Below are 25,690 nucleotides of genomic sequence, written 5' to 3' on the forward strand. Positions count from 1 at the left end.
CGTATTATCTAAGCTTCGAGTGGACTGCACTCTTACCTCTTACCCTTTATCTGATAATCTCAAAATATCGCCAAAAACCCCTCTTGCAGTAACTGCCGAACCTGCGCCTGCGCCTTGAATTACAATTGGTCTGTCACCATAGGATTCTGTGTAAATTTCGAAAAAAGAGTCCGACCCTTTCAATCCGCCCAAAGCCGTATCCGAAGGGACAGAAACTAACTTCACCTCCAGATTTCCTTTGTCATTTTGCAAATCTCCTGACAATTCACCTATATATCGTAAAACATGATTTGGTTTTTGCTCCTTTTTAATTTTAGTATAAATAGGATCAAATTCCTTTAATTTATTCAGAAAATCTGATACATCGCCCTCACGCAAATGTTCTGGAATTAAATTTTGAATGCTAATTTCTTCAAATTCATTCTGCAGATCCAGTTCTCTTGCTAAAATCAATAATTTTCTGCCGACGTCATTCCCACATAAATCTTCTCTTGGATCCGGCTCGGTATAACCATTATCAATAGCTTCCTTTAATATTTCACTAAATGGTGCGTCTTTTGCAGAAAAATTATTGAACAAATAACTCAATGTTCCTGAAAAAACACCTTTGATCTTTGTAATATTTTCTCCTGAAAGGTGCAATAGTTTTATCGTATCTATCAGTGGCAATCCCGCTCCTACATTGGTTTCATACAAATAACTCTTTTGATTATCGGCCAATACTTTACGCAATTTTTTATAAAAACTATAACTTAATGTATTCGCAACTTTATTGGAAGAAATCAGATCGAAACCATTCTCTATCAAAGGAATATAATTCTCTACAAATGCAGCACTTGCCGTGTTATCAATAGCAATTAAATTCTCTAAGTGATGCTCATTAGCGTAAGCGATAACATCATCAATTGTATAGGAAAACCCATTATTCTGGATTTCATTTTTCCAATTTGGAGTGACGCTGTTTTTATTTAAAAGCACATTCTTAGAATTTGCAATTGCAAAAACATTTAGTTTTATATCTTTCCTTTTCTCAATAGCGGCAGCTGATTCCAGTATTTGATTAATCAACGTTCCTCCTACTAATCCATGTCCAAAAATGGCAATATTAATTTTCTTGGAAACTCCAAAAATCTCTCCGTGTATAACATTTAACGCCTTGTGAAGTTGCGATTTTTTCACAACCAAACTCACGTTTTTACCCGTAACGGTATTATTGAAAAGTATTGGAACAATTTTATTTTTTATCAATGCCGTGTAAGGCTTATGGAACGTACTCAAATCCTGACCAATGATAGAAATCACCGAAACATTATCCGTTACCGTGATTTTATTCACATCTTTTGAATAGAAGTCGTTCTCGAATTCTTTCTCTAATTCAATCATTGCTTTAGTAGCTTTATCAGCAGCAACAACCAATCCGATTCCTCTTTCTGAGGAACCTTGAGAGATGATACTAACACTAATATCATTATCACCCATCACTCTAAAAATACGAGCATCAACACCTGTTTTTCCGAGCAATCCCCTTCCTTCAAGATTCACCAGTGAAACATTTTCAAGAACTGAAAGCGTTTTGATTCCTGCCGCATTCGAATTAGAAGTGATTAATGTTCCTTTATTTTCATGGTTGAATGTATTTAAAATACGAAGCGGAATATTTTTTTCCAATAAAGGAATAATAGTTTTGGCATGAAGAATCGTTGCTCCGAAATTTGCCAGCTCATTCGCCTCGTTAAAAGTCAGATGGTCTATTTTTTTCGCATCAGGAACTAAATCAGGATTGGCGGTATAAATTCCGTCAACATGCGTATAATTCTGAAGTTCTTCCGCATCAATATAATTAGCAATCAGTGAAGCGGTGTAATTACTACCGTTTCTTCCTAGAGTTGTGGTATCATTTTTAGTGTTTGAACCTATAAAACCAGTAACAATATTTACTGTTGTTCCGTTATTTTGTTTGAAATAGTTGATTACATTTTTCTTCGAAATTTGCTCCAAAGGTTGCGCATCACCAAATTTAGAATCCGTTTTAATTAATTCTCTTGCATCCGTAAAACGAGCATTTACTCCATTTTTAATCAAAATAGCGGTCAGCAATTTTGCAGAAAGCAACTCTCCTTTTGAAAGGACCTGATCCTTAATTTTATTACTGTAATCCCCGATTAAACTTACTCCTTCAAAAAGTTTTTCCAAAACATTAAATTCTTCCGACAGGTTTACGTCTTGACAATCGTCTTGTTGGTATTTTTTGAAATCTTCAAATAACGGTTTATAATCACCATTCTTTGAGGCTACTCCTAAAATTTCTTCCAACTCGTCTGTAGCATTTCCTCTTGCCGAAACTACTATAGCAATTTTTTCTCCCTGTCTTACTTTATCGGTAATAATAGCGACTACTTTGTTTAACCCTTCGCCATTCGATAAAGATTTACCTCCAAATTTCAATATTTTCATTGTGTATGTTTTTATAGTGTATTGCCACCAAAAATGGTTGCAAGCAAATTGTCTAGTTGTTTGTATTCTATCAAAAATGCATCGTGTCCATGAATGGAAACAATTTCTTGATACGTGACATTATTTTTATATTTTTTTAATTCCTGATACGTCGCTCTATTTTCACTAACTGTAAAAAACAAATCTGAATCGATTCCAATGATATGAATATCAGCTTCAATTTTAGATGCAATTTCTTCAAATGAGCCTCTATTTCTGGTTATATCAATGGTTTTAAGCAATTGATTCATCATTTTATACGATGAAAGCTGAAAGCGTTTCTGGAGTTTTTCACCATGATGACACAACCAGCTCTCTATATTAAAAATAGCTAATTCTTCATTAGTGGTTCTCTGAAATTTTGCCGTAAAAGATTCCGGAGTTCTATAGCAAAGCATCGCATGAATCCTGGCATCTTCAATAGGTTTTGAAGAATTATTCAAAATTTGCTCCTGTAAAAAGCAATTGGCTATCAACCAGTCGGTAGATTTCCAATCGGTTGCAATAGGAATTAAATGCTGCGTGATTTTTGGTTCCAAAGCCGCTATTTCCCATGCAATTCCACCACCTACTGATCCGCCAATAATAGCAAATAGTTTTTTGATTTGAAGGAAGTGAACGCCTTGAATAAAAATTTTGGCAATATCTCTGGCATTAAAATCCAGATAATTTTCAGTGACGGTGTCATCGAAACCATTTCCAGGAACATTAAAAGCCAGTATGGTATATTGAGTTGTATCTATAGTTTTATTTTCACCGATTAAATCATTCCACCAACCATTCTCTCCCACAACTTGGGAATTTCCAGTCAATGCATGATTTACCAAAACTATTGGAGCCGTATGTAAAGCCGGACCAAAAACTTGAAAACTTAAGTTTAAGGCAGCATAAAAAGCCCCACTTTCGGTGGTGAAATTATATAATGTAATAGGTGTTGGTTTATTTTCCAATTTCAAATCTTTTATGATTTTTGATTTGTGCTGGAAATATTAAAAAGAAAGCTAGAAGTAAACTAGAAGAATTTCTTTGTGTTATCTTTCCTTTAGATTCTGAAACAAATTCAGAACAAAGGTAGAATGCAGCACCTTCTTCGATTTACCGAAGGGTTGCTAAGGCTTCATCGGGTCTAATCCCTCTGCCTTTCTTTATAACATTTCAATACGTTTTTGAACTTAAAGGCACAAATTAACTACTATTTTTTTTAACAACCAAATTTTTATGTGAATTGATTCCAATTGTTTCGCAGAAAAACACTTCGGAGAAATGAATCTGCAATTGTCTTTTCGACGAAGAAAGAACCCCATTAAGTGGATTCTATTCTTCGCCGAAACAACAACTTAGAGCACAATATCAAGGCATCAAGACGGATATTGGAATTCGGTTTTTTAAATAAAAAGTTCCTCATTTTCTTTTGAATACATTAGAAAAAGCAAAGAATTAGGCACTAATTTTTGCGCCAGAGGATCGTTTTTCGCTATTTCAAATCGCGGATGAATCAATTCGTTTTTTGAATCCTCACTGTTTTCTATTCTGTTCCTGAAACTAAATTTTTTTAGCAACCGAAAGGTCCTTGGGAAATATTTTATTGTTCTCATAATTTTTAGGTATTAGATATTATTTTTCTTTTTGATTGATGCTACTTCCGAAACAAATTCAGAATAAATGAAAAAACCCTTTTAGATACGTATCCAAAAGGGTTTTAAGTTGTGTGATAAACTTATACTTTTGGAATCAACAGACATCAAGACACATAAAGGCATTGGCACAAATCATGTTTTTGACCTTTGAATTATTTGCTTTCTGTTGTTTTATCGTTTTCATTTTATTCTTGTTTTTTAGGTTTAAAAAATTACAATCGATGCATTTCAAAAAAAAAGCCTCCCGTTATCCGGGAGGCTTTTTGCTATATAAATTTTAATTTAAATTTAAGCAATAAACGACCCGCAGGATTCTTCCTGAATGGCTTTTGACATATTGCACACATTAAATCTCATCTTTGTTTTTTTTTCTTGTAGCAAATATGCTAATTGTTTTTGACTTTTCCAAATAAAATTTTTAAAAATCACAAAACAATTGCACCAGTGCTCCTAATGCAATTGTTCCTAAGGACTTAACGAACCAAAAAGCAATAAATCTATACTAATTGCGATTTTTTTATGCTTTCGAAAACAGCGTTCAAATCCGCTTTCAAATCTTCAATATCTTCTAAACCAACAGAAAGTCGGATTAAATCTTTGGAAACTCCGGTTGCAATCTGTTCCTGCTCAGACAATTGTTGATGTGTGGTACTTGCGGGATGGATAATCAACGATTTTGTATCACCAATATTCGCCAGAAGGGAGAACAATTTAGTTTCGTCGGCTACTTTTTTAGCAGCTTCAAATCCTCCTTTTAACCCAAAAGTAACCACACCACTTTGCCCTTTTGGCAAATATTGCTGTCCTAATCGATAGTATTTACTCGATTTCAATCCTGGATAATTTACCCATGCCACCTCTTGCTGACTTTCTAACCATTGGGCTAAAGCCAACGCGTTCTCGCTGTGTCTCTGAATACGGATAGGCAACGTTTCTAATCCTTGAATAATCTGGAAGGCATTGAATGGACTCAAAGCAGCGCCATAATCCCGCAAACCTTCGATACGAACTTTAGCAATGAAAGCTGCATTTCCCAGTGCTTCGTGATAGACTAATCCGTGATAACCTGCAGAAGGCTCTGTAAATTCAGGGAATTTCCCATTTGTCCAGTCAAAATTTCCTGCATCAATAATAACACCTCCAAGAGAAGTGCCGTTACCTGTTATGTACTTTGTCAAAGAATGAATAACAATATCGGCTCCATATTGAATTGGATTCAGTAAATACGGAGATGCAACCGTATTATCAACAATAAAAGGCACTTTGAATGCCTTTGCTTCAGCCGAAATAGCTTCCAGATCCAGTACATCTAACTTTGGATTCCCCAAAGATTCCACAAAAAATGCTCTGGTATTTTCTTTAACCGCACTTTTAAAATTAACCGGATCGGATGGATCTACAAATGTGGTTGTGATACCTAATCTTGGTAAGGTAACTTTTAATAGATTATAGGTTCCCCCATACAAACTGTTCGAAGCTACAATGTGATCTCCAGCTTTGAGCAATACCAATAATGTTGTGGCAATTGCAGCTGTTCCAGATGCGGTAACTACTGCTCCGATCCCTCCTTCTAAAGTTGCCAATCGCTGTTCCAGAATGTCATTTGTCGGATTGTTTAATCTGGTATAGATGAATCCGGGTTCCGCAAGACCAAAAAGATTAGCGGCGTGTTCTGAGTTATTGAAAACGTAAGAACTGGTTTGATAAATAGGAACTGCTCTGGTTCCTGCGTTTTTTGTTACGTCGTGTCCTGCGTGTAATGCATTTGTTGCAAATTTTTGTGTGCTCATAATTTTTAGATTTTACGATTAGTATTATTTATTTGGTTATTAATTTTAGCGTGCGATACCTGTTGCTTATTTTACTTTATTTCGTGTTTTCGTATTGTTCCCTTAAAAAAAAAGTCCTTTTGGATGGCTTACCAAAAGGACTTATAGTTCAACTATAACAAAGATTAAATCTTTCACTTTTGGCAATAGCAAATTGGGATGCACCTAAGCATCATACCACACATCATCCTATTATTTGCTACTGTTCTACGCATCCTATTTACTGACTTACTTCAGCTTTTTTTTTAATTATATAAAATCGAATTTATTTTCTATTTATTTTTCATCTGTCAAAAATGGAACTGGGATAAAACAAAAAACCTCCGCGGTTAGCAGAGGTCTTAATTGTTATATTTTTAAAATTTAAAACTATACAATAGCGAACCCTGCGGAAGTCTCCGGCATCATGCAACACATATTGATAGTAACTGATTTCATTTTTTCTTTATTTGATAACGCAAAGTTGCAAAGTATTTTTGAATCCACCAAATAAAAGTCAACATTTTTAATATACCCCATGGGACTTGTAGGATATGTTAAATTCTCTCTAATTAAATTAAAAAAAACCAAAGATTAATTTGCAATTCAAAATGGTTTCATACATTTGCACCCAAATACAAGAGGAAAAATTTGAACTGATTGCAACCTCTTCATAATGAAACGAATTCATTATGGATACTGAGAATTTTTCAGTAGAAAAAATGCTAAAGCAGAAACTCTTCTTTAGTACTTTTCAGCAATTATTTTTTTCTCGCTTAATTTTTAAACTAATAATTATTATGGCCTATTTATTTACGTCAGAATCTGTAAGCGAAGGACATCCAGACAAAATTGCAGATCAAATTTCAGATGCATTAATTGATAATTTTTTAGCATTTGATGCTGACTCAAAAGTAGCTTGCGAAACTTTAGTAACTACTGGTCAGGTAATTTTGGCTGGTGAAGTAAAATCAAACACCTATTTAGACGTACAACAAATCGCTCGTGACGTAATCAAGAAAATTGGTTATACAAAAAGCGAATACATGTTTGAAGCCAATTCTTGTGGAATTCTTTCTGCTATTCATGAACAATCCGCTGATATCAATCAAGGGGTTGACAGAGCAAATCCTGAAGATCAAGGAGCCGGTGATCAAGGAATGATGTTTGGTTATGCTACTAATGAAACGGAAAATTACATGCCGTTGGCACTTGATTTATCACATAAATTATTGCAGGAATTAGCTATTTTAAGACGTGAAAATAACGAAATTACTTATTTGCGTCCTGATGCAAAATCACAAGTAACTTTAGAATACAGCGATGACAATAAGCCAACTCGTATCGAAGCTATTGTAATTTCAACACAACATGATGATTTTGATGAGGAAGCAACAATGCTTGCAAAAATCAAGAAAGACATTATTGAAATATTGATCCCAAGGATTATTGCAAAAAATCCAACACATGCTCACCTATTCAACGATACAATCCAATACCATATCAATCCAACCGGAAAATTCGTAATTGGAGGACCTCACGGAGATACCGGACTTACCGGAAGAAAAATCATTGTGGATACTTATGGTGGAAAAGGGGCTCACGGTGGTGGTGCATTCTCTGGAAAAGACCCAAGTAAAGTAGACCGAAGTGCAGCCTATGCTACACGTCATATCGCTAAAAACTTAGTTGCAGCAGGTCTTGCAGATGAAATTTTAGTACAGGTTTCTTATGCAATTGGTGTTGCAAAACCAATGGGTATTTTTATCGACACCTATGGAACATCAAAAGTAAACTTAACCAATGGTGAAATTGCTAAAAAAGTAGAAGCTATTTTTGATATGCGTCCTTACTTTATTGAACAACGTTTGAAATTAAGAAATCCTATTTATAGCGAAACCGCTGCTTACGGACACATGGGACGTACGCCAGAAACCGTAACTAAAACTTTTTCTGCTCCAGGCGGAAACGAAAAAACGGTTACTGTTGAATTGTTTACTTGGGAAAAATTAGATTTTGTGGACCAAGTGAAGACGGCTTTCGGACTGTAATTATCCGGAATTATTCTATATACAAAACCATTCGACAAGTGCGAATGGTTTTTTTTATGCTTTTAGACATTTGCAAAGAACTAAACCTAATTCTTTTTTGTAATTTGCCTGCATTATGAAAAACCTTATTACAGTATTTTTTTTCACCTTATCCTGGATTGCAACCGGACAAAATCAAAAACTACTTGCCACAAAGATTAATTACGTAACTATTGCTGCGGATCAATTTTTAGGATACGATCAATTTGGTTTTTATTACACCATCAAAAACAATGTCTTTTCTAAAACGAAAGACAGCGAAGCTATAGAGTATAAAAACATTTCTCTGGGCAAAATCACGAAAGTAGATTTGCAAAACCCTTTGAAAATTATTTTATTCTATGAAAACTTCAATACCGTTATCCTACTTGACAATCAACTAAGCGAAATTCAAAATATTAACTTTTCACAACACACAATCCCAATTGTTGCGAACGCCATCGGAATAGCTTCTCAAAATCAATTGTGGGTTTACAATAGTTTGAATCAGCAAATTGGACTATACGATTATTTAAAAAATAACTACAAAGCCATTTCTACCTCATTCCCGGAAAGCATTAAATACTATCAGTCTGATTTTAATACTTTTTACTGGATCGACGAAAAAAACAATTGGTTCTCCTGTGACATTTTTGGAAAAATAACAAGGAAGACAAAAACACCCGATTTTGATGCGATAGAAATCATTAATAACAATCAATTCCTTATTTCAAAGAACGCAATTCTTACTATTGAAGACCTCGAAAAGAACCAAAAATTTGAAATTGAAATTTTAGAAAAAACGTTTAAAAAATTCTGCTACAAAGACCAAATTTTATCTATTTTTACATCAGAAGGAATTACAAATTATAAAATCACAATACCGTAATGCACATAGCAGTAGCAGGAAACATCGGATCAGGAAAAACAACTTTGACACAATTACTGGCCAAACACTTTAAATGGGAACCCCATTATGAGGATGTTGTCGATAACCCATATCTGGATGATTTCTATCATCAAATGGAGCGTTGGTCTTTTAATTTACAAATTTATTTCTTGAACAGTCGTTTTCGTCAAGTAATGCAAATTCGTGAAAGCGGAAAAAAAATTATTCAAGACAGAACGATTTATGAAGATGCCCACATTTTCGCACCCAACCTTTATTCAATGGGTCTAATGACCAATCGTGATTTTCAGAATTATTCTACTCTTTTTGAATTAATGGAATCATTGGTAAAACCACCCGATTTGCTAATTTACCTGAGAAGTTCCATCCCAAATCTAGTGGGACAAATTCACAAACGCGGTCGCGAATACGAAAACTCCATTTCTATTGACTATTTAAGTCGTCTGAATGAGCGTTATGAAGCATGGGTTCATACGTACAACAAAGGAAAACTATTAATAATAGACGTAGACAATATTAATTTTGTTGACAATCCGGAGGATTTAGGAACTATTTTAAATAGGATTAATGCAGAACTGAATGGACTATTTTAGAACACTGCAAAAAGTATAAAATTAAAAATGCCTCACAACAACCGTGAGGCATTTTTAATTTTTATACCTTTGCAAATCAATACATTGCTTTACAAAGAAAGCGCAAATGCATTTTATTTTGATTCCCCTTAATTTATCATACATAAAGCACTAATCAATTGGTTTTTCTGATTATTAATTAAAATCTAAAAATCATGAAACTCAAAAATTTTAAAACTAAAACTGTTTGTTTTTTACTGGTCATTGCTCTTGTACTGCAAAGCTGCAGCGTTTATAAAAAAACGCCTGTAACTTTAGAACAGGCTGCAACTGCAAATCGAAAAGTTTTAGTCATTAAGTCTGACAATACAAAACTCAAATTTACCAGGATTGAACAAATTGAGGGCATTTATTATGGCCGCATAAAAACCAGAGCCGGAATTGAAAAAATACCGCTCACTGAAAGTGATTTAAAAACAATACGTGTTCTGGATAAAACAGCAACAACAGTCGGAAATGTTGCCATTGTTGTCGGTTCCTTAGGGATTGTTCTTTTAGTTGTTGCAGCTGTCGAACTTTCTACCTTGGGTGATGGTTGGGGAGAATGGGATTATTGAATATTCAGGAAATACGACACAAAGAATATAAAATAGTAAATGCCCGGCAAATTGCCGGGCATTTACTATTTTACCAACAAAATCAATTATTTTGACGCATCGATTTTTGCCTGAACTTCTGCATCGGTTCCTTCAAAATTCTGAATATCAACTTTCCCGTTTACGGTTGTTTTAATCGTTGCTTTAACTTTTCCGTCAACCGAAGTTTTTTCAATGGAAACTTCTTTAGAAACTGCGCCAGTTGATGCTACAGCAGCATTCATATGCACGCACGTTTTACTAGTACATCCTTTTGCTATACACTCTTCTTTTGACATTGAAGCACACATTTCACTGTTGGCGCAACAAGACGCCATATTGGAAATCGTATGACTGCCACTGCCTAAAATAGGTGCAATTACAAGACCAATCAAACACGTTAATTTAATCAAAATGTTCATTGATGGCCCAGAGGTATCTTTGAACGGATCACCAACGGTATCTCCGGTAACAGCTGCTTTGTGCGCATCGGAACCTTTATAGGTCATTTCGCCATTTATCAGAACTCCTGCTTCAAAAGATTTTTTGGCATTGTCCCAGGCACCTCCCGCATTGTTTTGAAAAACTGCCCAAAGCACACCAGAAACGGTAACTCCAGCCATATAACCTCCCAGCATTTCTGCAATTAATTGATTATTGTCGCCATAAACTACTTTTCCAAGCAGCACTATGGCAATTGGAAAACCGATAGTCAAAATTCCCGGTAGCATCATTTCGCGTAAAGCCGCTTTAGTTGAAATATCAACACATTTAGCATATTCTGGTTTTCCGGTTCCTTCCATAATTCCGGGAATTTCCCTGAACTGGCGACGTACCTCGTACACCATATCCATCGCTGCTTTTCCAACAGAATTCATGGCTAAGGCAGAGAAAACCACAGGTATCATTCCTCCTACAAATAGCATAGCTAAAACAGGTGCCTTGAAAATATTGATTCCATCAATTCCTGTAAAAGTAACATACGCCGCAAACAAAGCTAATGATGTCAATGCAGCAGACGCGATTGCAAAACCTTTTCCTGTTGCAGCAGTTGTGTTTCCGACAGAATCTAAAATATCAGTTCTGGTACGCACTTCTTTTGGGAGTTCACTCATTTCTGCAATTCCACCTGCGTTATCAGATATAGGTCCGAAAGCATCGATTGCCAGTTGCATTGCAGTTGTTGCCATCATCGCCGAGGCAGCCAAAGCCACACCATAAAATCCTGCAAAAGCATACGAAGTCCAAATTGCAGCAGCAAATAATAAAACAGTTGGGAACGTAGAAATCATTCCTGTCGCCAATCCTGCAATAACGTTTGTTCCTGCTCCAGTACTGGATTTTTGCACGATTGCCATAACTGGTTTTGTACCCAAACCGGTATAATACTCTGTTACCGAAGAAATAACGGCTCCCACTACCAACCCGACAATAGTTGCATAGAACACTCTCATGGATGAAATATCTTTAGTTCCTTCGCCAAAGAAATCCATTTTCATGGTCTCTGGCAACATGTATTGCACCAAGAAGAAACATGCTATAGCCGTTAAGACAATAGAAACCCAATTACCTATATTTAACGCTTTCTGAACCTGAGCTTCTTTGGCATTATCATCTGTGATTTTTACCAACATTGTTCCGATTATAGAAAATAAAATTCCAAAACCGGCAATCGCCATTGGCAATAATATTGGTCCGATTCCGCCAAAAGCATCTTGAATATTTCCTCCCATGTCTTTGATAACATAGTTCCCCAAAACCATCGCAGCCAAAACGGTCGCTACATAAGAACCAAATAAATCAGCTCCCATTCCTGCAACGTCTCCCACATTATCTCCCACGTTATCGGCAATAGTTGCCGGATTACGAGGATCATCCTCTGGGATTCCTGCCTCTACTTTACCCACTAAATCTGCTCCAACATCGGCAGCTTTTGTATAAATTCCACCACCAACTCTTGCAAAAAGTGCAATAGATTCCGCTCCAAGAGAAAACCCTGCTAATGTCTCCAAAACAATGGTCATGTCTTCTGTTGAAGTCCAGGTTCCATTCATGAAAAAGTGGAAAAAGAAAATAAAGAATGTAGTTAAACCTAAAACCGCTAAACCCGCAACACCTAATCCCATTACCGTTCCACCACCAAAAGAAACTTTTAATGCCTGCGGTAAACTGGTACGTGCGGCCTGCGTTGTTCTAACATTTGTTTTTGTTGCTATTTTCATTCCCATATTCCCCGCTAATGCAGAGAAAAAAGCTCCGAAAACAAAAGCAACTACTATTAATATATGTGTTGTAGGAACCACAAATGAAACCGCTGCTAAAACGATACTTGCGCCAACAACGAAGAAGGCTAATAATCTATACTCTGCCTTGAGGAAGGCTAATGCGCCTTCGTAGATATAATCTGAAATCTCTTTCATTTTACCATCTCCCGCATCTTGTTTTAACACCCAAGCTCTTTTAACCCACATGAACAGAAGTCCTACAATTGCCATAACTATCGGCAAGTAAATCATTATTGTATTCATAAATTTCTTTTGGTTTTTGGTTAGTATTGTTAATGTAACAAAACGAATTTAAACAAAAAAGCAATACTCCTAACGGAATATTGCTTTTTTTGTAAAAATTATGGGCTAAAATTATTTAATACTAAATAATCCCTCTGGTTTGTTTTCTATTTGATTAAAACGATCGGTACATTCTTTAATGATTGCAAACGCTTCATTTACATCTCCCCAACCTTCAACATCAACTATTTTATTTTCAAGGTCTTTATACACTTGAAAGAAGTGTTCAATTTCTTTTAATAGGTGTGGATTAATATCCGATAAGTTTTCTAATGAATTCCAGATTGGATCTGAAACCGGTACACAGATAACTTTTTCATCTGGACCCTTATCATCCGCCATGTGAAAAACACCGATAGGTTTTACTTCCATTACACATCCAGGAAAAGTTGGTTCATTTACTAAAACCAAAACGTCTAAAGGATCCCCGTCTAATGCTAATGTTTCAGGAATAAATCCGTAATCAGCCGGGTACATCATTGACGAGAATAACATTCTGTCAAAACGCATTCTTTTTATTTCGAAATCATATTCGTATTTATTTCTACTTCCTCTTGGTATTTCGATTAAGACATCGAAAGTTGTTAATTTGTCTGCAGTCATTTTAGTTTTTCGTTTCTATATTTATGGTTGCAAAAATAAGTAAAGAATCCCTTTCAACAATGAAAAATTTAGGTTATCTGTTGATTAAATTTTAACAAACAGCACTTTAGTAAACCACCGTTCTATTTCTTTTGTTCAAATAATGATGCCATAAAAGGTAGGTGGCAACGGAACGATAGGGACTCCATTTTATAGTATGGACTTCCATTTCTTCTTTATTGTGAATATCCAGCAATTCTTTTATGGTGTTTACTACAGCAATATCACCCAGGGGAAGTAAATCTGGTTCCTGAAGGCAAAACATCAGGTAGATATCGATTGTCCAATTTCCTATCCCTTTGATCTTGATCAGTTCTTCTCGAACTTGCTGCGCCGGTTTGGCTGGCAAACTTTCCAAATCAATATCTTTATTGAGTATTGCCGTTGACAATGCTTTAATATAAGACGTTTTTTGACGGCTTACGCCAAGATTCCTGAATTCGTCGTCTGCTAAATCAAGAAGTGCAGCAGGTTCAAATGCCTTTTCTTTGGATTTTAATTTTAAAAAAGTGGCTTTGGCCGAATCTATAGATACCTGTTGTTCTAAAATCAACAATACTAAAGTCTCAAATCCCTGAGGCCTTTTAGGAATAGTTGGCATTCCGTATTTTTCAATAATCACTTTGAAAATGGCATCCTTCTCTAAAAGATAGTCTATGGCATGTTGCATAATCTGATGTTTTTTAACCCAGATGGAAACGGCCTCTTTTTATTGCTTTTTTCAAAACCAAAAAGATATCGTAAACAGCTGGACACACGGAAACGAACTCACAAAGAACAAAGCTCCTGATTCCTGTTATCGCCACAATGACAATTTAGGCGTTCCCTTTTATTAAAAATTAAATCCAAATGACCCTTTTACTGAAAAACGATGTGTATCAGGCGTATTGAGATAACTACCTCGCCAGGCGAAATCGATGCGGAATACTTTGAAAATATTCCCAATTCCAGCACTGTATTCCCAATACCCTTTTTCGGGTGCGTTGTAAGCCAAACCAGAAGCATTTATGGCTCTGTTCTCCTCTGAAATAGTACCGTAGACACCTTTTACCGATACGATTTCTCTCCAGTTGAGTTTTCGCATAAATGGGATTCTGGAGAAAAATCGGCCATTGAAATTGTGATTCCACTGCAAAGTAGCATACTGATCGGATAAAAACTCATAAAAATTAAGATTGCTAAAAGTATTCTCAAGGGTAAAAAAGGTTTGATTTCCCGGAATAACACTCATCAGTCCCAAAGGAACGGTTCCAAAGGTTTTCCCCACTTCCATAATTATATTCGTACGCCCCAATGGCCCAATAATTATCGGTTGTTTGTAATACAATTGTATTTTATCGTATTTGAAATCACTATTCAGCAATCCTTTAAAACCATGACTGTAATTTACAAAAAAGCGGCTGTATGGACTGTCAACATTTTCTCTTTCTACGGCAAATCCAATCGTTTTTCTCTTTGGTGTGTATTCAACCTGGAAGTTAACTTCGGATTGTTTAACGTCACTTTTTGTCGTACCACTGGCTATATCTGTATAATAATCCAGACTAAATGTTGGAGAAGCCGACTCCAGGGTGCGATACGAAATCCCGGTTTGAAATATTAAATTTTTAACAGGCTCTATTTCCACCGCAATATTACTCAGGTTGATATTGGTCAATTTCCCATTACTTCCTGATGAAAACACAGAGGACGAAGCAAAGCTTCTGCCCAGAATATCATAGGTCGTCGTTAAACTGGCACCAATCTGCTCAATGTCACGCCTGTTACCTCCAGACAAAATAATTCTCTTTTTCTTATCGACCATCCACTTACCGGAAAATCCATACTTGAATTTTTCGTCCTTAAAACCATACGCCGTATAGCCTTGCAAACGCCAGGTATCGTTCGTTCCAAAATACGTCCTTCCTCCTGCACGCAATCGCGCACCCTCGACCTCATTGTATCCAAATGTGGAGAAAAGAGGACCGTAATCAAAATTTCCAAATTGCAAAAATCCGCTAGCCAGAACTTGAACAGTACTGTATATTTGCTTGAATTTTCGAACCGTTTGAAGCGTATCCAGCATTTTATAAACACCCAGTTCATCCTTAGTTAAGTTCTCGAATCGATTCTCATTCCAATACTCATCGGATCTGTTGTAAACCTCAGCGTCCATATAATTAACCTCTTCTTTATAGAAAGCAAGTGGTTTCTCTTTATTGAATTGATGATTCCTGTAGAAAGTGGTTCGCTTACCGTAAACCCCTTTTGACTTTTCTTTTTTGTTTAAAGCAAAATCAGACATCAAATAATCTCGGGTTAATAAGAAAACAGAATCGTTGACCACTTCAAATTCCTGCTCCAAATAAATATCTTTTACCCAGTTGATATTGGCGCTTTTGGTAACTGCCATATTAATTTTCTTAATGGCAAATGTTGAATCATTGACCCAAAAATCACCTTTGAAAGTTAATTCGTTTTTGCGTCGCGGGTAAAATACAATATTAAAGCACCATTTTTTATCAATGAAAGCACTGTCTTTCAATACATAATTATACACATCAATACCCGTTCTGGACAAAGGGCTCGTGAAACTTTTATCAAAAAAAGTTAAGTAATTATTATAGATATCATAATTGGAATACAAATCCTTTACAAACGTCAAAATCTGTTGGTTCCCATTAAAACCAGAAGTCTTATTGGCTTTTATTTTCTCTTTTACTTTCTTTAATTTGTTATCCCCGTAAACATCATTAAGCGATTCATTTACAAAAATGGGCAAGTACGTTTTACCGGTAATTTTTGAGGTATCCATTTGGTTGAAAATAAACTCCATCCCCTTAAAAAGTTTACTTTTCATAAAAGCACTATCGATAGAATTCATGTCAAATTCTATTTTCTCATACTTTTCCATTTGATATTGGTCAAATAAATACAACCCATTTTGACGTTTCCTTTCCCAAATTTTCCTCAGAATATCAAGTGCAGGATTGTTTTTTTTTGAAGTTTTACCTGTAAAAACAACTACTTCACTAAGGCTCTCGGCTTCGTTGAGCTGAATTTTAAAATTATAATTCACCGATTTATCTAAGGTAATTTCCTTTTCAGAAAACCCTACCGAGGATATTACTAAAGTAGTATAGTTTTTTTCGGATTCAAGGTAAAACCGACCGTCTTCATTGGTAACAATGCCTTCACTCGAGTTCTTGAAAACCACATTAGCAAAGGGAATCGGCTGATTTGATTTGTCTATCACAACACCACTTACTTTTGTTTGTGCAAAAACAACATTCACCGAAACAAATAAAAAACATAAGAGAAACAAAAAATTCTTTTTCATAGTCATTCAAAAAAAAAACTTCATCAAATAATAATTGATGAAGTTTCAAATATAGTTAATTAGACCGCTAGATTATTCGATAATTAAAGGGCTGGTTGTTAAATTTAACCTAAAATCGAATACCCTGTACAACCTATTTTTTATACAGTACTTTTTTAACCGCTTTTACTACATCTCCCGCATTAGGCAACCATTCTTTAAGCAATACCGGAGAATAAGGCGCAGGAGTGTCAGCCGTTGTGATACGTTGGATTGGCGCATCAAGGAAATCAAAAGCACGCTCTTGAACTAAATACGTTATCTCAGAAGAAACACTTGCAAAAGGCCAGGCCTCTTCAAGAATAACTAATCTGTTTGTTTTTCGTACCGAAGTCAATATTGTTTCAAAATCCAAAGGACGAACGGTTCTTAAATCGATAATTTCACATGAAATTCCTTCTTTTGCTAATTCATCTGCAGCAATAAAAGCTTCTTTGATGATTTTTCCAAAAGATACAATCGTTACATCAGTCCCTTCACGCTTAATATCAGCAACACCAATTGGAATCGTATATTCTCCTTCAGGAACTTCTCCTTTATCACCATACATTTGTTCTGACTCCATGAAAATCACAGGATCATTATCACGAATAGCTGATTTCAATAATCCTTTTGCATCATAAACCGTAGATGGAACTATTACTTTAAGACCCGGAGTATTCGCAAACCAGTTTTCAAGTGCTTGCGAGTGCGTTGCTCCCAATTGCCCAGCAGAAGCTGTTGGACCACGAAAAACGATAGGTACATTAAATTGTCCACCTGTCATCTGACGCATTTTGGCAGCATTATTTATAATTTGGTCAATCCCTACTAAACAGAAATTGAACGTCATATATTCAACAATTGGTCTACATCCATTCATTGCTGAACCTACTGCAATACCTGTAAAACCAAGTTCCGCAATCGGAGTGTCAATAACTCTTTTTTCGCCAAATTCAGCTAGCATTCCTTTAGATGCTTTGTAGGCACCATTATATTCTGCAACTTCCTCACCCATTAAGTATATGGACTCATCGCGACGCATTTCTTCACTCATTGCTTCGCAAATGGCCTCTCTAAATTGTATAGTTCTCATAGTTGTATGTTGTATATGTGTAATTTTCGAAAAGCAAAAATAAATATTTAAAACCACTTAAAGGCATAAATAACTTTAAAATAATCAGGAGCTGTCTTTGGCTAGAGGCTTTATCTTCCTGTAATTAAAGGAACCACGGCCAGGACACCGCTGCTATCGCACCTACGAAATCGATATAGTGTCGAGAATTTACACATCTCAGCCAGCTTCTCCTCTCCTTACCCCTCTTAAACCAGAATTCGAAAGCAACAATTTGGTTTCTTTTTGTTGGATTTTTTTCACTGATACAGCCCATAAAATACACAATTCACCTCTTTTCAAAAATTCATATTCTTCTATTAAGAAAGCACAAAAGCATAAAGCATCGCCATATAACGCGAAAAAATACCTATTAATAGGTAGATAAAAACTTATAAAAAAAATTAGATTTGTTAATTCGAAGTCATTTTGATAGCGGTTAACTTCCTTTAAGCAATACTGTTTCCATTAGTTTAAAGCTCCAATTAATTGAAAACAAAATTATTCTTGAAGAAATTTTGATATTTAAAGAAAAAATCACGAAGAATAAATCTTTATAAATAAATTTGAATTCAAAAGACCTGCAGAGTAATGATTTAGCGATAAAACAGCAAAATACGATACCATGAAAAACCCTCTTACCATTCTTGTCCTTGAAGATGAAATGATTGTCGCCGAGAATATCGCCGCAATTATAGAAAACATCGGAGATTTTTCAGTGCAGATAACAAACAACCTAGAGGAGGCTATCCAAATTGTTTCAGAGAAAAACGTCAGCCTTATTGTTAGTGATATAAACCTGACAGACAATCTCAACGGTATTGAAATAGTGAAATGTCTGCAACAAAAATATTGGATTCCTGTGATATATCTAACCGCATATTCCAACGAAGATTATATAGACTCCGCTTTGGAGACAGAGCCGATCTCCTATCTAATTAAACCATTCACCACAAGACAATTAGAAGTCGCTGTCAATATAGCGATGAAAGTTATTGACGTCAGATCTACTTCGCCAAATTATACAAAACCCTCCGACAGAGAAATAGAAATATTGACACTGCTGTCAACAGGATTAAATAGTAAAGCTATTGCTAATTCATTGTATCTTAGCGAACATACAATTAAAACGCACAGAAAGAATTTAATGAGGAAATACAATATGAAATCTTCCTCAGAATTAATTGCACTGGCATCAAAACTGAAATGGGTATAAATTTGAGATTATGAGATTAGAAAATGGTAAAGCCTTCATGAAAAAAATAGGCGGTGATGAAAGTTTAGAACTGGAACAACGCATATTCAATATATCTTCATTTTCCATTTCGGTATTTGCACTAGTAGGCACTATCGCCAACTATGTTATCGGGCTCAACTTTACCGTTATAGCGTTAAGTTTTATAGGATTTATAATCACATTCACGCTTTTTTACCTTTCCCGTTTTAAAAACAGATATTCCACTCAGCTGATTGCTTATTACCTAATTTCAACTGGCCTAATTCTAGGCAGCATGTTTTTCTTTAACGCTGGTGTAAATGGAACCGTAACCTACCTTATCTTAATGTTTCTTAATGTCTTTGTACTTATTGTTTCCGAAAAAAAACAAAATCTTATCTACCTGTTTTTTTACATACTACTAATTTCATTAATCGGATTAAATTATGCTTTCCCCCACTTAATAATCGCATACAACAGTCCCGAAGAAGCTTTTGCCGATCACGCCATTACAATGCTGTACGCCATGTTTTTCACAACCTATATCATAGCAACATTTAGAAAAAAAATGGCTGAAGACCGTCAGGTAATTATTTCCAAAAGTACCGAGTTAGAAACTTTATATGAAGAAATATCAAGTCAAAAAACAGCATTACACACTACGGCCGAAGAATTAAAAATAGCGCTCGAAAAAACAAACGAAAGAAACAAATACATAGAAACACTGATTAAGGAGTTAAGTCACCGTGTAAAAAACAACCTGCAACTGGTAATCAGTTTATTAGACATGCAATCCATGAATATTTCGGACCCTAAATCAAAAGAGGCTATAAATGATGCTAAAAGCAGGCTTTTGTCTATGTTATTGGCCCATCAAAAACTATACAACATAGAAAATGCGGTGTCCATTTACATTCCGGATTACATTAATCAACTAACCGAAATGATACAATCTACCTACAGAGAATCCTATGACGAATGTTTTGAAATTGATTGCATCCCTATTCGACATGAAGTAGAAAAAGTAATTTCTCTAGGATTGATAATCAACGAAATAATTACCAATTCGTTTAAACATGCGTTTAAGGAAACTGAAAATCCTTTGATAAAAATAACCATAAGCCAAATTAATCAAAACAATATTTTAACCATTTCTGATAATGGATCAGGGTTCGAAAAGAAAGAGAATTGCACCGGAATGGGACTATCTATTGTAAAGGCACTCACAAAACAGCTAAAGGGCAACTTTAAAATTAATAAAACAATAGATTCGAAATTTGGAACCACTTCAATTTTGGAATGGCCAATATAAATTTTAATTTAAAAATATTTTAAGTCCCATAAATGTAAAATAGCTTCAAAATAATCAGGAGCCGTTTCCGGTTATATGCCGTATCTCCCTGTGACTAAAGGACCCACAAAAAGGATACAGCTGCCTTTCAAATTACGAAATCGTAATAGTATTGAAAAATATTATGCATGCATACTATATTATTCGAATTATTATTTTAAATTTGTCGAAGCTTTTTAGAAAAATCAAAATTTATAATTATGAAAATATTAGTTTGCATCAGTCACGTTCCTGATACTACTTCAAAAATCAACTTTGTTAATGGGGACTCTGAATTTGACACAAATGGTGTACAATACGTAATCAATCCAAATGATGAATTTGGTTTAACACGTGCTATCTGGTTTCAAGAACAACAAGGCGCAACGGTTACTGTTGTCAATGTTGGAGGACCAGAAACAGAACCTACTTTAAGAAAAGCATTGGCAATAGGCGCAAATGAGGCCATTCGTGTCAATGCAAATCCTACAGACGGATTTTTTGTTGCCAGACAACTTGCCGAAGTAATTAAAAATGGCGCATACGATGTCATTATCGCTGGAAAAGAATCTCTTGATTATAATGGCGGAATGGTTCCGGGAATGATCGCCGGAATTTTAGGCTACAATTTTCTAAATTCCTGCACAAGTATTACTGTTGACGGAACTAATGTAAAAGCAATTCGTGAGATTGACGGGGGAAAAGAAACAGTAAGTACTGCTCTTCCTTTAATCATTGGCGGACAAAAAGGATTAGTGGAAGAAAAAGACCTGCGTATTCCAAACATGAGAGGTATTATGACGGCAAGAACTAAACTTCTAACCATCCTTGAACCCGTTGAAGCTCCAGTAAATACAAAAGCGGTAAAGTTTGAAAAACCAGCTGCTAAATCGGCGGTAAAATTAATTGCACCAGAGAATTTAGATGAATTAATCAATCTGTTACACAACGAAGCGAAAGTAATATAATTTTAAGTTATGAATTTTAAATTGTGAATTTCAACCTCACAATTAAATCTAAATTTATAATTCAACATTTAAAATAATTGAAAATATGTCAATATTAATATATGCAGAATACGCAGAAGGAAAATTCAAGAAAGTAGCTTTCGAATTAGCTTCTTATGCAAAAAAAGTAGCTGAATCATTAGGAACAACTGTTACAGCGGTAACCGTAAATGCAGGAGATGTTTCAGAATTATCAAAATATGGAGTAGATAAAGTACTGAAAGTAAACAACGATAAATTATCCGGATTTACTGCCAAAGCGTATGCCGATGTAATCAAACAGGCAGCTCAAAAAGAAAACGTTAAATTAGTTTTACTTTCATCAACTACAGACAGCATTTACCTTTCCTCACTTGTAGCTGTGGCTTTAGAAGCAGGATTTGCTTCGAATGTTGTTGGATTGCCGGTAAGTACTGCGCCTTTCCAAGTAAAAAGAAATGCTTTTTCAAACAAAGCTTTTAACATTACAGAAATTGCTACCGATATAAAAGTGCTTGGCCTTGCTAAAAACTCCTATGGTATTTTTGAAAATAATGCTACTCTAACCCAAGAGGACTTCAATCCAACAATTGGAGATAACGATTTTGGAGTAAAGGTAGAATCAGTGGAAAAAGTTTCTGGAAAAGTTTCTATCGCCGATGCAGATATTGTGGTTTCTGCAGGACGCGGATTGAAAGGTCCAGAAAACTGGGGAATGATTGAAGAACTAGCTTCGGTACTTGGTGCTGCAACTGCTTGTTCAAAACCCGTTTCTGATTTAGGATGGAGACCTCACGGAGAACACGTAGGACAAACCGGAAAGCCTGTTGCTACAAATCTTTATATTGCTATAGGAATTTCAGGAGCAATTCAGCACATTGCAGGAATCAACTCTTCTAAAGTAAAAGTGGTTATCAATAGCGATCCCGAAGCGCCATTCTTCAAAGTAGCCGACTACGGAATTGTAGGAGATGCTTTTGAAATTGTCCCAAAATTAATTGAAAAACTAAAAGCATTTAAGGCGCAACAGTCTTAATTCAATAAATCTCTCCAAATTGCTGCCTAAAAATTAAGATATTTGTATCTTTGCTCTTAGGCGGCAATTTTTTTGAATAAAAAATACGCTTAATTTTTTATTAAAAAAATAAGTACATCGTACTTTTTCCATTTTAACAACTATGAGCTTAGTTAAATTATCCATAAAAGGGATTTCATACAGTCAAACCCAAAACGGAGCGTATGCTTTGATTTTGAATGAAGTTGACGGTGAAAGAAAATTACCTATTGTCATAGGCGCTTTTGAAGCCCAATCTATTGCTATTGCTTTAGAAAAAGAAATCAAACCTCCTCGCCCTTTGACACACGATTTATTCAAAAATTTTGCTGAGCGTTTTGATATCATTGTAAAACAAGTCATTATTCACAAACTGGTAGATGGTGTTTTTTACTCCAGTATCATTTGTGAAAGAGATAAAATTGAAGAGATCATAGACGCCAGAACTTCCGATGCCATTGCTTTAGCGTTGCGATTCAATGCGCCAATTTATACTTATAAAAATATCCTTGATAAAGCTGGAATTTACCTGAAAGCAAATCCTCTGGAAGCTAATAAAGATTCACAGGAAATTGATGATGTGCTTTCAAATCCGGATACATTTGGTCGTGAAGAAGAAAGCAATCAATCCGGACATACGTATTCTAAACACAGCCTACAGGAATTGAACGAGTTGCTGGATCAAGCTGTCGAACATGAAGATTACGAAAAAGCAGCTAAGATTAGAGACGAAATTTCGAAAAGAGAAATATAAAAAAACAGTGCGCTTTAGGGCATACCCTCCTGCAGCGTAAAGCACAAAGCAAATGAAGCAATATTTAGATTTAGTGCAACACGTTATGGAAAACGGTTGCCAAAAAGGAGATCGCACCGGAACCGGAACAAAAAGTGTATTTGGATATCAAATGCGTTTTGATTTAAGTGAGGGTTTTCCGATGGTTACCACTAAAAAACTCCATCTGAAATCTATTATTTACGAATTACTTTGGTTTCTCAAAGGCGATACAAACATTAAGTATCTTCAAGAAAACGGAGTGAAAATTTGGGATGCCTGGGCAGATAGCCATGGCGATCTGGGACCCGTTTACGGCCATCAATGGCGCAACTGGAACAGCGAAGAAATTGACCAGATTACAGAACTGATTACAGAACTGAAAACCAACCCCAACAGTCGCAGGATGCTTGTTTCAGCTTGGAATCCTTCTGTACTGCCCGATACGAAAAAATCTTTCGAGGAAAATGTAGCCAACAATAAGGCGGCTTTACCCCCTTGTCATGCCTTCTTTCAATTTTATGTTTCCGACGGAAAATTATCTTGTCAATTATACCAACGAAGCGCTGATATTTTCTTAGGTGTTCCCTTTAATATCGCTTCCTACGCTTTGCTTACCATGATGATTGCACAAGTTTGTGAATTAGAACCAGGCGAATTTATTCACACTTTTGGCGATGCACATATTTACAACAATCATTTTGAACAACTGCAATTGCAATTATCCCGTGAGCCAAAACCATTGCCAAAAATGATTTTAAATCCTCAGATAAAAAATATTTTCGATTTTGATTTTGATGATTTCACACTGGAAGGTTATGAACCGCACGCTCTAATAAAAGGAAGCGTTGCAGTATAACTCCACAAATGACGTTTGAAATTCAAATTCCCGATAAAAGAAATAAAAAATCCGCTTCACAGCGGATTTTTATATTTGATTAGACAGACAATACGCTGTTTTCAGTACCAGCAAAATCATTCCATACAAATGAATCCGCTTCCGGTTCATTTACGAACTCACCATCTATAACATATTTAAACTCATAAGACGCATCTTTGTTCAAGTCATAAGTAGCTTTAAAGGTTCCGTTTTTTAATTTACTCAAAGCACCTTCGGCTAAATTCCAATTGTTGAAATCACCAACCACAGATGCTGATGTTGCTTGCTTTGCTTCTACTGAAAATGTAACTTTACAAACTGGTTTTGTTTTTACAAATTGTTTCTTTATTGACATAACTATTTCATTTTTAGAATTATGAGACAAAGAAAATAAATTCAAACGAACTTTCGACAAAGCACATGAAGATTTAATAGAATGACATAAACAATGTTAATTTTTCAATAAATCCCTAATTATCTGAGTATTAATTTTTATATCCTAAATAAGAAAACGTTTTCTTACTAAATAATCTCCAGTCAAAATAGTGCCTTTACAAAATAAAATTTATCTTTATAAACAAAATTTAACCTATGGAAAAAGAACAACACGAACAATACGAATATGCTAGAAGAAGGATTAAGCAAAAAAAAACGCTGTATTTCCATTTTGTCTTATTTCTTTTAGGTAGTTTATTTCTATTTATATCTACTAATTTTCTCGAAATTGGAATAAATTCAGATTGGTCCATTTGGGTAATTACAATATGGCTTTTTATTTTCATTCTGCACTTTATAAAAGTGTACATTACGGATCGTTTTATGAATAAAAATTGGGAAAGAGAACAGATAGATCGACTTGTTTCACTTCAGCAAAAAAAAATAGAACAATTACAAACAAAAATTAACGAAGAATCCTCTATATAAAAATTAAGAGAAATATGATAGTAATGATTGCGGCTGTTGCCGAAAATAATGCGCTTGGAAAAAACAATGAATTAGTATGGCATCTTCCAAATGATTTCAAAAGATTTAAAACACTTACTTCGGGACATTATATCATAATGGGACGCAAAACTTTTGAGAGCTTTCCAAAGCCATTACCCAATCGCACTCACATTGTGATATCCCGACAGCAAGAATACCTCCCTGAGGGCTGTATCATTGTAGATAGCATAGAAAAAGCATTAGAGATTTGTCCGACGAATCAAACTACCTATATTATCGGAGGTGGAGAAATTTATAATTTAGGACTTCCTTTTTCTGATAAGATTGAAATCACAAGAGTTCATCACAGTTTTGAGGCGGATGCTTTTTTTCCGGAAATTAATTTGGAAGAATGGGAAATAACCGCATCTGAATTTAATAAAAAAGATGAAAAACATCTTTACGATTACACGTATCAGACCTATCTCAGAAAATAAAAAAACATCCCGTACTGGGTACGAGTGGTCGGAAGATTTTTCTTCCGACTTTTTTTTGTTTTATATTTTCAAAATAATTCATTTTTATTTATATATTTTAACAAGATTTTTCTTGTTTATTTTATGGAGTTTTTGTATATTTATTGCTATAAATCAGTAATTTATGGCGAATTTTAAAGATCACAAAGTATCCGTAAATGAGCTGCTAGGTTTTATTCCTGAAGCGCTCTTATCACATCTCTCCACT

The 25,690-nt window shown here is 35.2% G+C and carries 22 protein-coding genes and 1 riboswitch; of the genes, 12 read left to right on the plus strand and 10 right to left on the minus strand.

Going from position 1 to position 25,690, the window contains the following annotated elements:
• Window positions 1–39: 39 nt before the first annotated feature.
• The 4 genes from thrA to ACNQGN_RS16485 form a co-directional block, all read right to left on the minus strand.
• A complete protein-coding gene (gene thrA, locus ACNQGN_RS16470; RefSeq protein WP_417988929.1) occupies window positions 40–2,454 on the minus strand; it encodes a bifunctional aspartate kinase/homoserine dehydrogenase I in 2,415 nt (804 codons plus the stop codon).
• A gap of 11 nt (window positions 2,455–2,465) precedes the next feature.
• Complete coding sequence (locus ACNQGN_RS16475; protein WP_417988930.1) at window positions 2,466–3,443, minus strand: alpha/beta fold hydrolase; 978 nt, start codon at window positions 3,441–3,443, stop codon at window positions 2,466–2,468.
• Between the two features lie 78 nt (window positions 3,444–3,521).
• Window positions 3,522–3,647: riboswitch (SAM riboswitch) on the minus strand.
• Between the two features lie 231 nt (window positions 3,648–3,878).
• Entirely contained in the window at window positions 3,879–4,088 is a 210-nt protein-coding gene (locus tag ACNQGN_RS16480; protein ID WP_417988931.1) for a hypothetical protein, read from the minus strand.
• 539 nt (window positions 4,089–4,627) lie between these two features.
• Entirely contained in the window at window positions 4,628–5,920 is a 1,293-nt protein-coding gene (locus tag ACNQGN_RS16485) for an O-acetylhomoserine aminocarboxypropyltransferase/cysteine synthase family protein (protein ID WP_417988932.1), read from the minus strand.
• Between the two features lie 818 nt (window positions 5,921–6,738).
• Between ACNQGN_RS16485 and metK the strand changes: the two genes are divergently transcribed.
• The 4 genes from metK (at window position 6,739) to ACNQGN_RS16505 (ending at window position 10,106) form a co-directional block, all read left to right on the plus strand.
• On the plus strand, window positions 6,739–7,989 hold the full coding sequence (gene metK, locus ACNQGN_RS16490; RefSeq protein ID WP_417988933.1) for a methionine adenosyltransferase: 1,251 nt from the start codon (window positions 6,739–6,741) through the stop codon (window positions 7,987–7,989).
• A gap of 115 nt (window positions 7,990–8,104) precedes the next feature.
• Window positions 8,105–8,896, plus strand: a complete 792-nt coding sequence (locus tag ACNQGN_RS16495) for a hypothetical protein (RefSeq protein ID WP_417988934.1) — start codon at window positions 8,105–8,107, stop codon at window positions 8,894–8,896.
• The gene (locus ACNQGN_RS16500; RefSeq protein WP_417988935.1) at window positions 8,896–9,510 is read left to right on the plus strand and encodes a deoxynucleoside kinase; all 615 of its coding nucleotides are present in this window, start codon (window positions 8,896–8,898) and stop codon (window positions 9,508–9,510) included. The genes ACNQGN_RS16495 and ACNQGN_RS16500 overlap by 1 nt, the downstream gene beginning before the upstream one ends.
• A 194-nt stretch (window positions 9,511–9,704) precedes the next feature.
• Window positions 9,705–10,106, plus strand: a complete 402-nt coding sequence (locus ACNQGN_RS16505) for a hypothetical protein (protein WP_417988936.1) — start codon at window positions 9,705–9,707, stop codon at window positions 10,104–10,106.
• 86 nt (window positions 10,107–10,192) lie between these two features.
• Here the strand turns inward: ACNQGN_RS16505 and ACNQGN_RS16510 are convergent, their stop codons facing one another.
• The 5 genes from ACNQGN_RS16510 to ACNQGN_RS16530 all read right to left on the minus strand — a co-directional run bounded on the left by ACNQGN_RS16510 (window position 10,193) and on the right by ACNQGN_RS16530 (window position 17,766).
• Entirely contained in the window at window positions 10,193–12,652 is a 2,460-nt protein-coding gene (locus tag ACNQGN_RS16510) for a sodium-translocating pyrophosphatase (protein ID WP_417988937.1), read from the minus strand.
• Window positions 12,653–12,763: 111 nt separating this feature from the next.
• Complete coding sequence (locus ACNQGN_RS16515) at window positions 12,764–13,294, minus strand: inorganic diphosphatase (RefSeq protein WP_417988938.1); 531 nt, start codon at window positions 13,292–13,294, stop codon at window positions 12,764–12,766.
• Between the two features lie 106 nt (window positions 13,295–13,400).
• Window positions 13,401–14,003: a DNA-3-methyladenine glycosylase family protein gene (locus ACNQGN_RS16520; protein ID WP_417988939.1), complete on the minus strand. Its 603-nt coding sequence runs from the start codon at window positions 14,001–14,003 to the stop codon at window positions 13,401–13,403.
• A gap of 162 nt (window positions 14,004–14,165) precedes the next feature.
• Window positions 14,166–16,652 carry a DUF5686 and carboxypeptidase-like regulatory domain-containing protein gene (locus ACNQGN_RS16525; RefSeq protein ID WP_417988940.1) on the minus strand — a complete coding sequence of 829 codons (2,487 nt, stop codon included), beginning with the start codon at window positions 16,650–16,652 and terminating at the stop codon, window positions 14,166–14,168.
• A gap of 133 nt (window positions 16,653–16,785) precedes the next feature.
• Complete coding sequence (locus ACNQGN_RS16530) at window positions 16,786–17,766, minus strand: pyruvate dehydrogenase complex E1 component subunit beta (RefSeq protein WP_417988941.1); 981 nt, start codon at window positions 17,764–17,766, stop codon at window positions 16,786–16,788.
• 643 nt (window positions 17,767–18,409) lie between these two features.
• Here ACNQGN_RS16530 and ACNQGN_RS16535 point away from each other — a divergent pair.
• The 6 genes from ACNQGN_RS16535 to ACNQGN_RS16560 all read left to right on the plus strand — a co-directional run bounded on the left by ACNQGN_RS16535 (window position 18,410) and on the right by ACNQGN_RS16560 (window position 24,001).
• Window positions 18,410–19,000: a DNA-binding response regulator gene (locus ACNQGN_RS16535; RefSeq protein ID WP_417988942.1), complete on the plus strand. Its 591-nt coding sequence runs from the start codon at window positions 18,410–18,412 to the stop codon at window positions 18,998–19,000.
• A 10-nt stretch (window positions 19,001–19,010) separates the two neighbouring features.
• Window positions 19,011–20,312, plus strand: coding sequence for a sensor histidine kinase (locus ACNQGN_RS16540; RefSeq protein WP_417988943.1), 1,302 nt, complete (start codon window positions 19,011–19,013; stop codon window positions 20,310–20,312).
• A gap of 239 nt (window positions 20,313–20,551) precedes the next feature.
• Window positions 20,552–21,298 carry an electron transfer flavoprotein subunit beta/FixA family protein gene (locus ACNQGN_RS16545; protein WP_417988944.1) on the plus strand — a complete coding sequence of 249 codons (747 nt, stop codon included), beginning with the start codon at window positions 20,552–20,554 and terminating at the stop codon, window positions 21,296–21,298.
• Window positions 21,299–21,383: 85 nt separating this feature from the next.
• Window positions 21,384–22,352, plus strand: a complete 969-nt coding sequence (locus ACNQGN_RS16550) for an electron transfer flavoprotein subunit alpha/FixB family protein (protein ID WP_417988945.1) — start codon at window positions 21,384–21,386, stop codon at window positions 22,350–22,352.
• Window positions 22,353–22,494: 142 nt separating this feature from the next.
• A complete protein-coding gene (locus tag ACNQGN_RS16555; RefSeq protein ID WP_417988946.1) occupies window positions 22,495–23,124 on the plus strand; it encodes a bifunctional nuclease domain-containing protein in 630 nt (209 codons plus the stop codon).
• A 52-nt stretch (window positions 23,125–23,176) separates the two neighbouring features.
• Window positions 23,177–24,001 (plus strand): thymidylate synthase, encoded by an 825-nt coding sequence (locus ACNQGN_RS16560; protein ID WP_417988947.1) that lies wholly within the window; start codon window positions 23,177–23,179, stop codon window positions 23,999–24,001.
• Window positions 24,002–24,080: 79 nt separating this feature from the next.
• On the opposite strand, the gene ACNQGN_RS16565 is transcribed toward ACNQGN_RS16560, so the two are convergent.
• Entirely contained in the window at window positions 24,081–24,377 is a 297-nt protein-coding gene (locus tag ACNQGN_RS16565) for an isoamylase early set domain-containing protein (RefSeq protein ID WP_417988948.1), read from the minus strand.
• 236 nt (window positions 24,378–24,613) lie between these two features.
• Between ACNQGN_RS16565 and ACNQGN_RS16570 the strand changes: the two genes are divergently transcribed.
• Together ACNQGN_RS16570 and ACNQGN_RS16575 are read left to right on the plus strand one after the other, a co-directional pair.
• A complete protein-coding gene (locus ACNQGN_RS16570) occupies window positions 24,614–24,946 on the plus strand; it encodes a 2TM domain-containing protein (protein ID WP_417988949.1) in 333 nt (110 codons plus the stop codon).
• A 14-nt stretch (window positions 24,947–24,960) separates the two neighbouring features.
• Complete coding sequence (locus tag ACNQGN_RS16575) at window positions 24,961–25,443, plus strand: dihydrofolate reductase (protein WP_417988950.1); 483 nt, start codon at window positions 24,961–24,963, stop codon at window positions 25,441–25,443.
• The last annotated feature ends 247 nt before the right edge of the window (window positions 25,444–25,690 follow it).

Origin of the sequence: Flavobacterium rhamnosi (genome assembly GCF_048286515.1) — a bacterium.
Taxonomy (GTDB): domain Bacteria; phylum Bacteroidota; class Bacteroidia; order Flavobacteriales; family Flavobacteriaceae; genus Flavobacterium.

Excerpts from the sequence above, each read along its gene's own strand:
- thrA (WP_417988929.1), bottom strand. The coding sequence starts at position 2,454 with ATGAAAATATTGAAATTTGGAGGTAAATCTTTATCGAATGGCGAAGGG.
- ACNQGN_RS16480 (WP_417988931.1), bottom strand. The coding sequence starts at position 4,088 with ATGAGAACAATAAAATATTTCCCAAGGACCTTTCGGTTGCTAAAAAAA.
- ACNQGN_RS16485 (WP_417988932.1), bottom strand. The coding sequence starts at position 5,920 with ATGAGCACACAAAAATTTGCAACAAATGCATTACACGCAGGACACGAC.
- metK (WP_417988933.1), top strand. The coding sequence starts at position 6,739 with ATGGCCTATTTATTTACGTCAGAATCTGTAAGCGAAGGACATCCAGAC.
- ACNQGN_RS16495 (WP_417988934.1), top strand. The coding sequence starts at position 8,105 with ATGAAAAACCTTATTACAGTATTTTTTTTCACCTTATCCTGGATTGCA.
- ACNQGN_RS16500 (WP_417988935.1), top strand. The coding sequence starts at position 8,896 with ATGCACATAGCAGTAGCAGGAAACATCGGATCAGGAAAAACAACTTTG.
- ACNQGN_RS16505 (WP_417988936.1), top strand. The coding sequence starts at position 9,705 with ATGAAACTCAAAAATTTTAAAACTAAAACTGTTTGTTTTTTACTGGTC.
- ACNQGN_RS16510 (WP_417988937.1), bottom strand. The coding sequence starts at position 12,652 with ATGAATACAATAATGATTTACTTGCCGATAGTTATGGCAATTGTAGGA.
- ACNQGN_RS16515 (WP_417988938.1), bottom strand. The coding sequence starts at position 13,294 with ATGACTGCAGACAAATTAACAACTTTCGATGTCTTAATCGAAATACCA.
- ACNQGN_RS16520 (WP_417988939.1), bottom strand. The coding sequence starts at position 14,003 with ATGCAACATGCCATAGACTATCTTTTAGAGAAGGATGCCATTTTCAAA.
- ACNQGN_RS16525 (WP_417988940.1), bottom strand. The coding sequence starts at position 16,652 with ATGAAAAAGAATTTTTTGTTTCTCTTATGTTTTTTATTTGTTTCGGTG.
- ACNQGN_RS16530 (WP_417988941.1), bottom strand. The coding sequence starts at position 17,766 with ATGAGAACTATACAATTTAGAGAGGCCATTTGCGAAGCAATGAGTGAA.
- ACNQGN_RS16535 (WP_417988942.1), top strand. The coding sequence starts at position 18,410 with ATGAAAAACCCTCTTACCATTCTTGTCCTTGAAGATGAAATGATTGTC.
- ACNQGN_RS16540 (WP_417988943.1), top strand. The coding sequence starts at position 19,011 with ATGAGATTAGAAAATGGTAAAGCCTTCATGAAAAAAATAGGCGGTGAT.
- ACNQGN_RS16545 (WP_417988944.1), top strand. The coding sequence starts at position 20,552 with ATGAAAATATTAGTTTGCATCAGTCACGTTCCTGATACTACTTCAAAA.
- ACNQGN_RS16550 (WP_417988945.1), top strand. The coding sequence starts at position 21,384 with ATGTCAATATTAATATATGCAGAATACGCAGAAGGAAAATTCAAGAAA.
- ACNQGN_RS16555 (WP_417988946.1), top strand. The coding sequence starts at position 22,495 with ATGAGCTTAGTTAAATTATCCATAAAAGGGATTTCATACAGTCAAACC.
- ACNQGN_RS16560 (WP_417988947.1), top strand. The coding sequence starts at position 23,177 with ATGAAGCAATATTTAGATTTAGTGCAACACGTTATGGAAAACGGTTGC.
- ACNQGN_RS16565 (WP_417988948.1), bottom strand. The coding sequence starts at position 24,377 with ATGTCAATAAAGAAACAATTTGTAAAAACAAAACCAGTTTGTAAAGTT.
- ACNQGN_RS16570 (WP_417988949.1), top strand. The coding sequence starts at position 24,614 with ATGGAAAAAGAACAACACGAACAATACGAATATGCTAGAAGAAGGATT.
- ACNQGN_RS16575 (WP_417988950.1), top strand. The coding sequence starts at position 24,961 with ATGATAGTAATGATTGCGGCTGTTGCCGAAAATAATGCGCTTGGAAAA.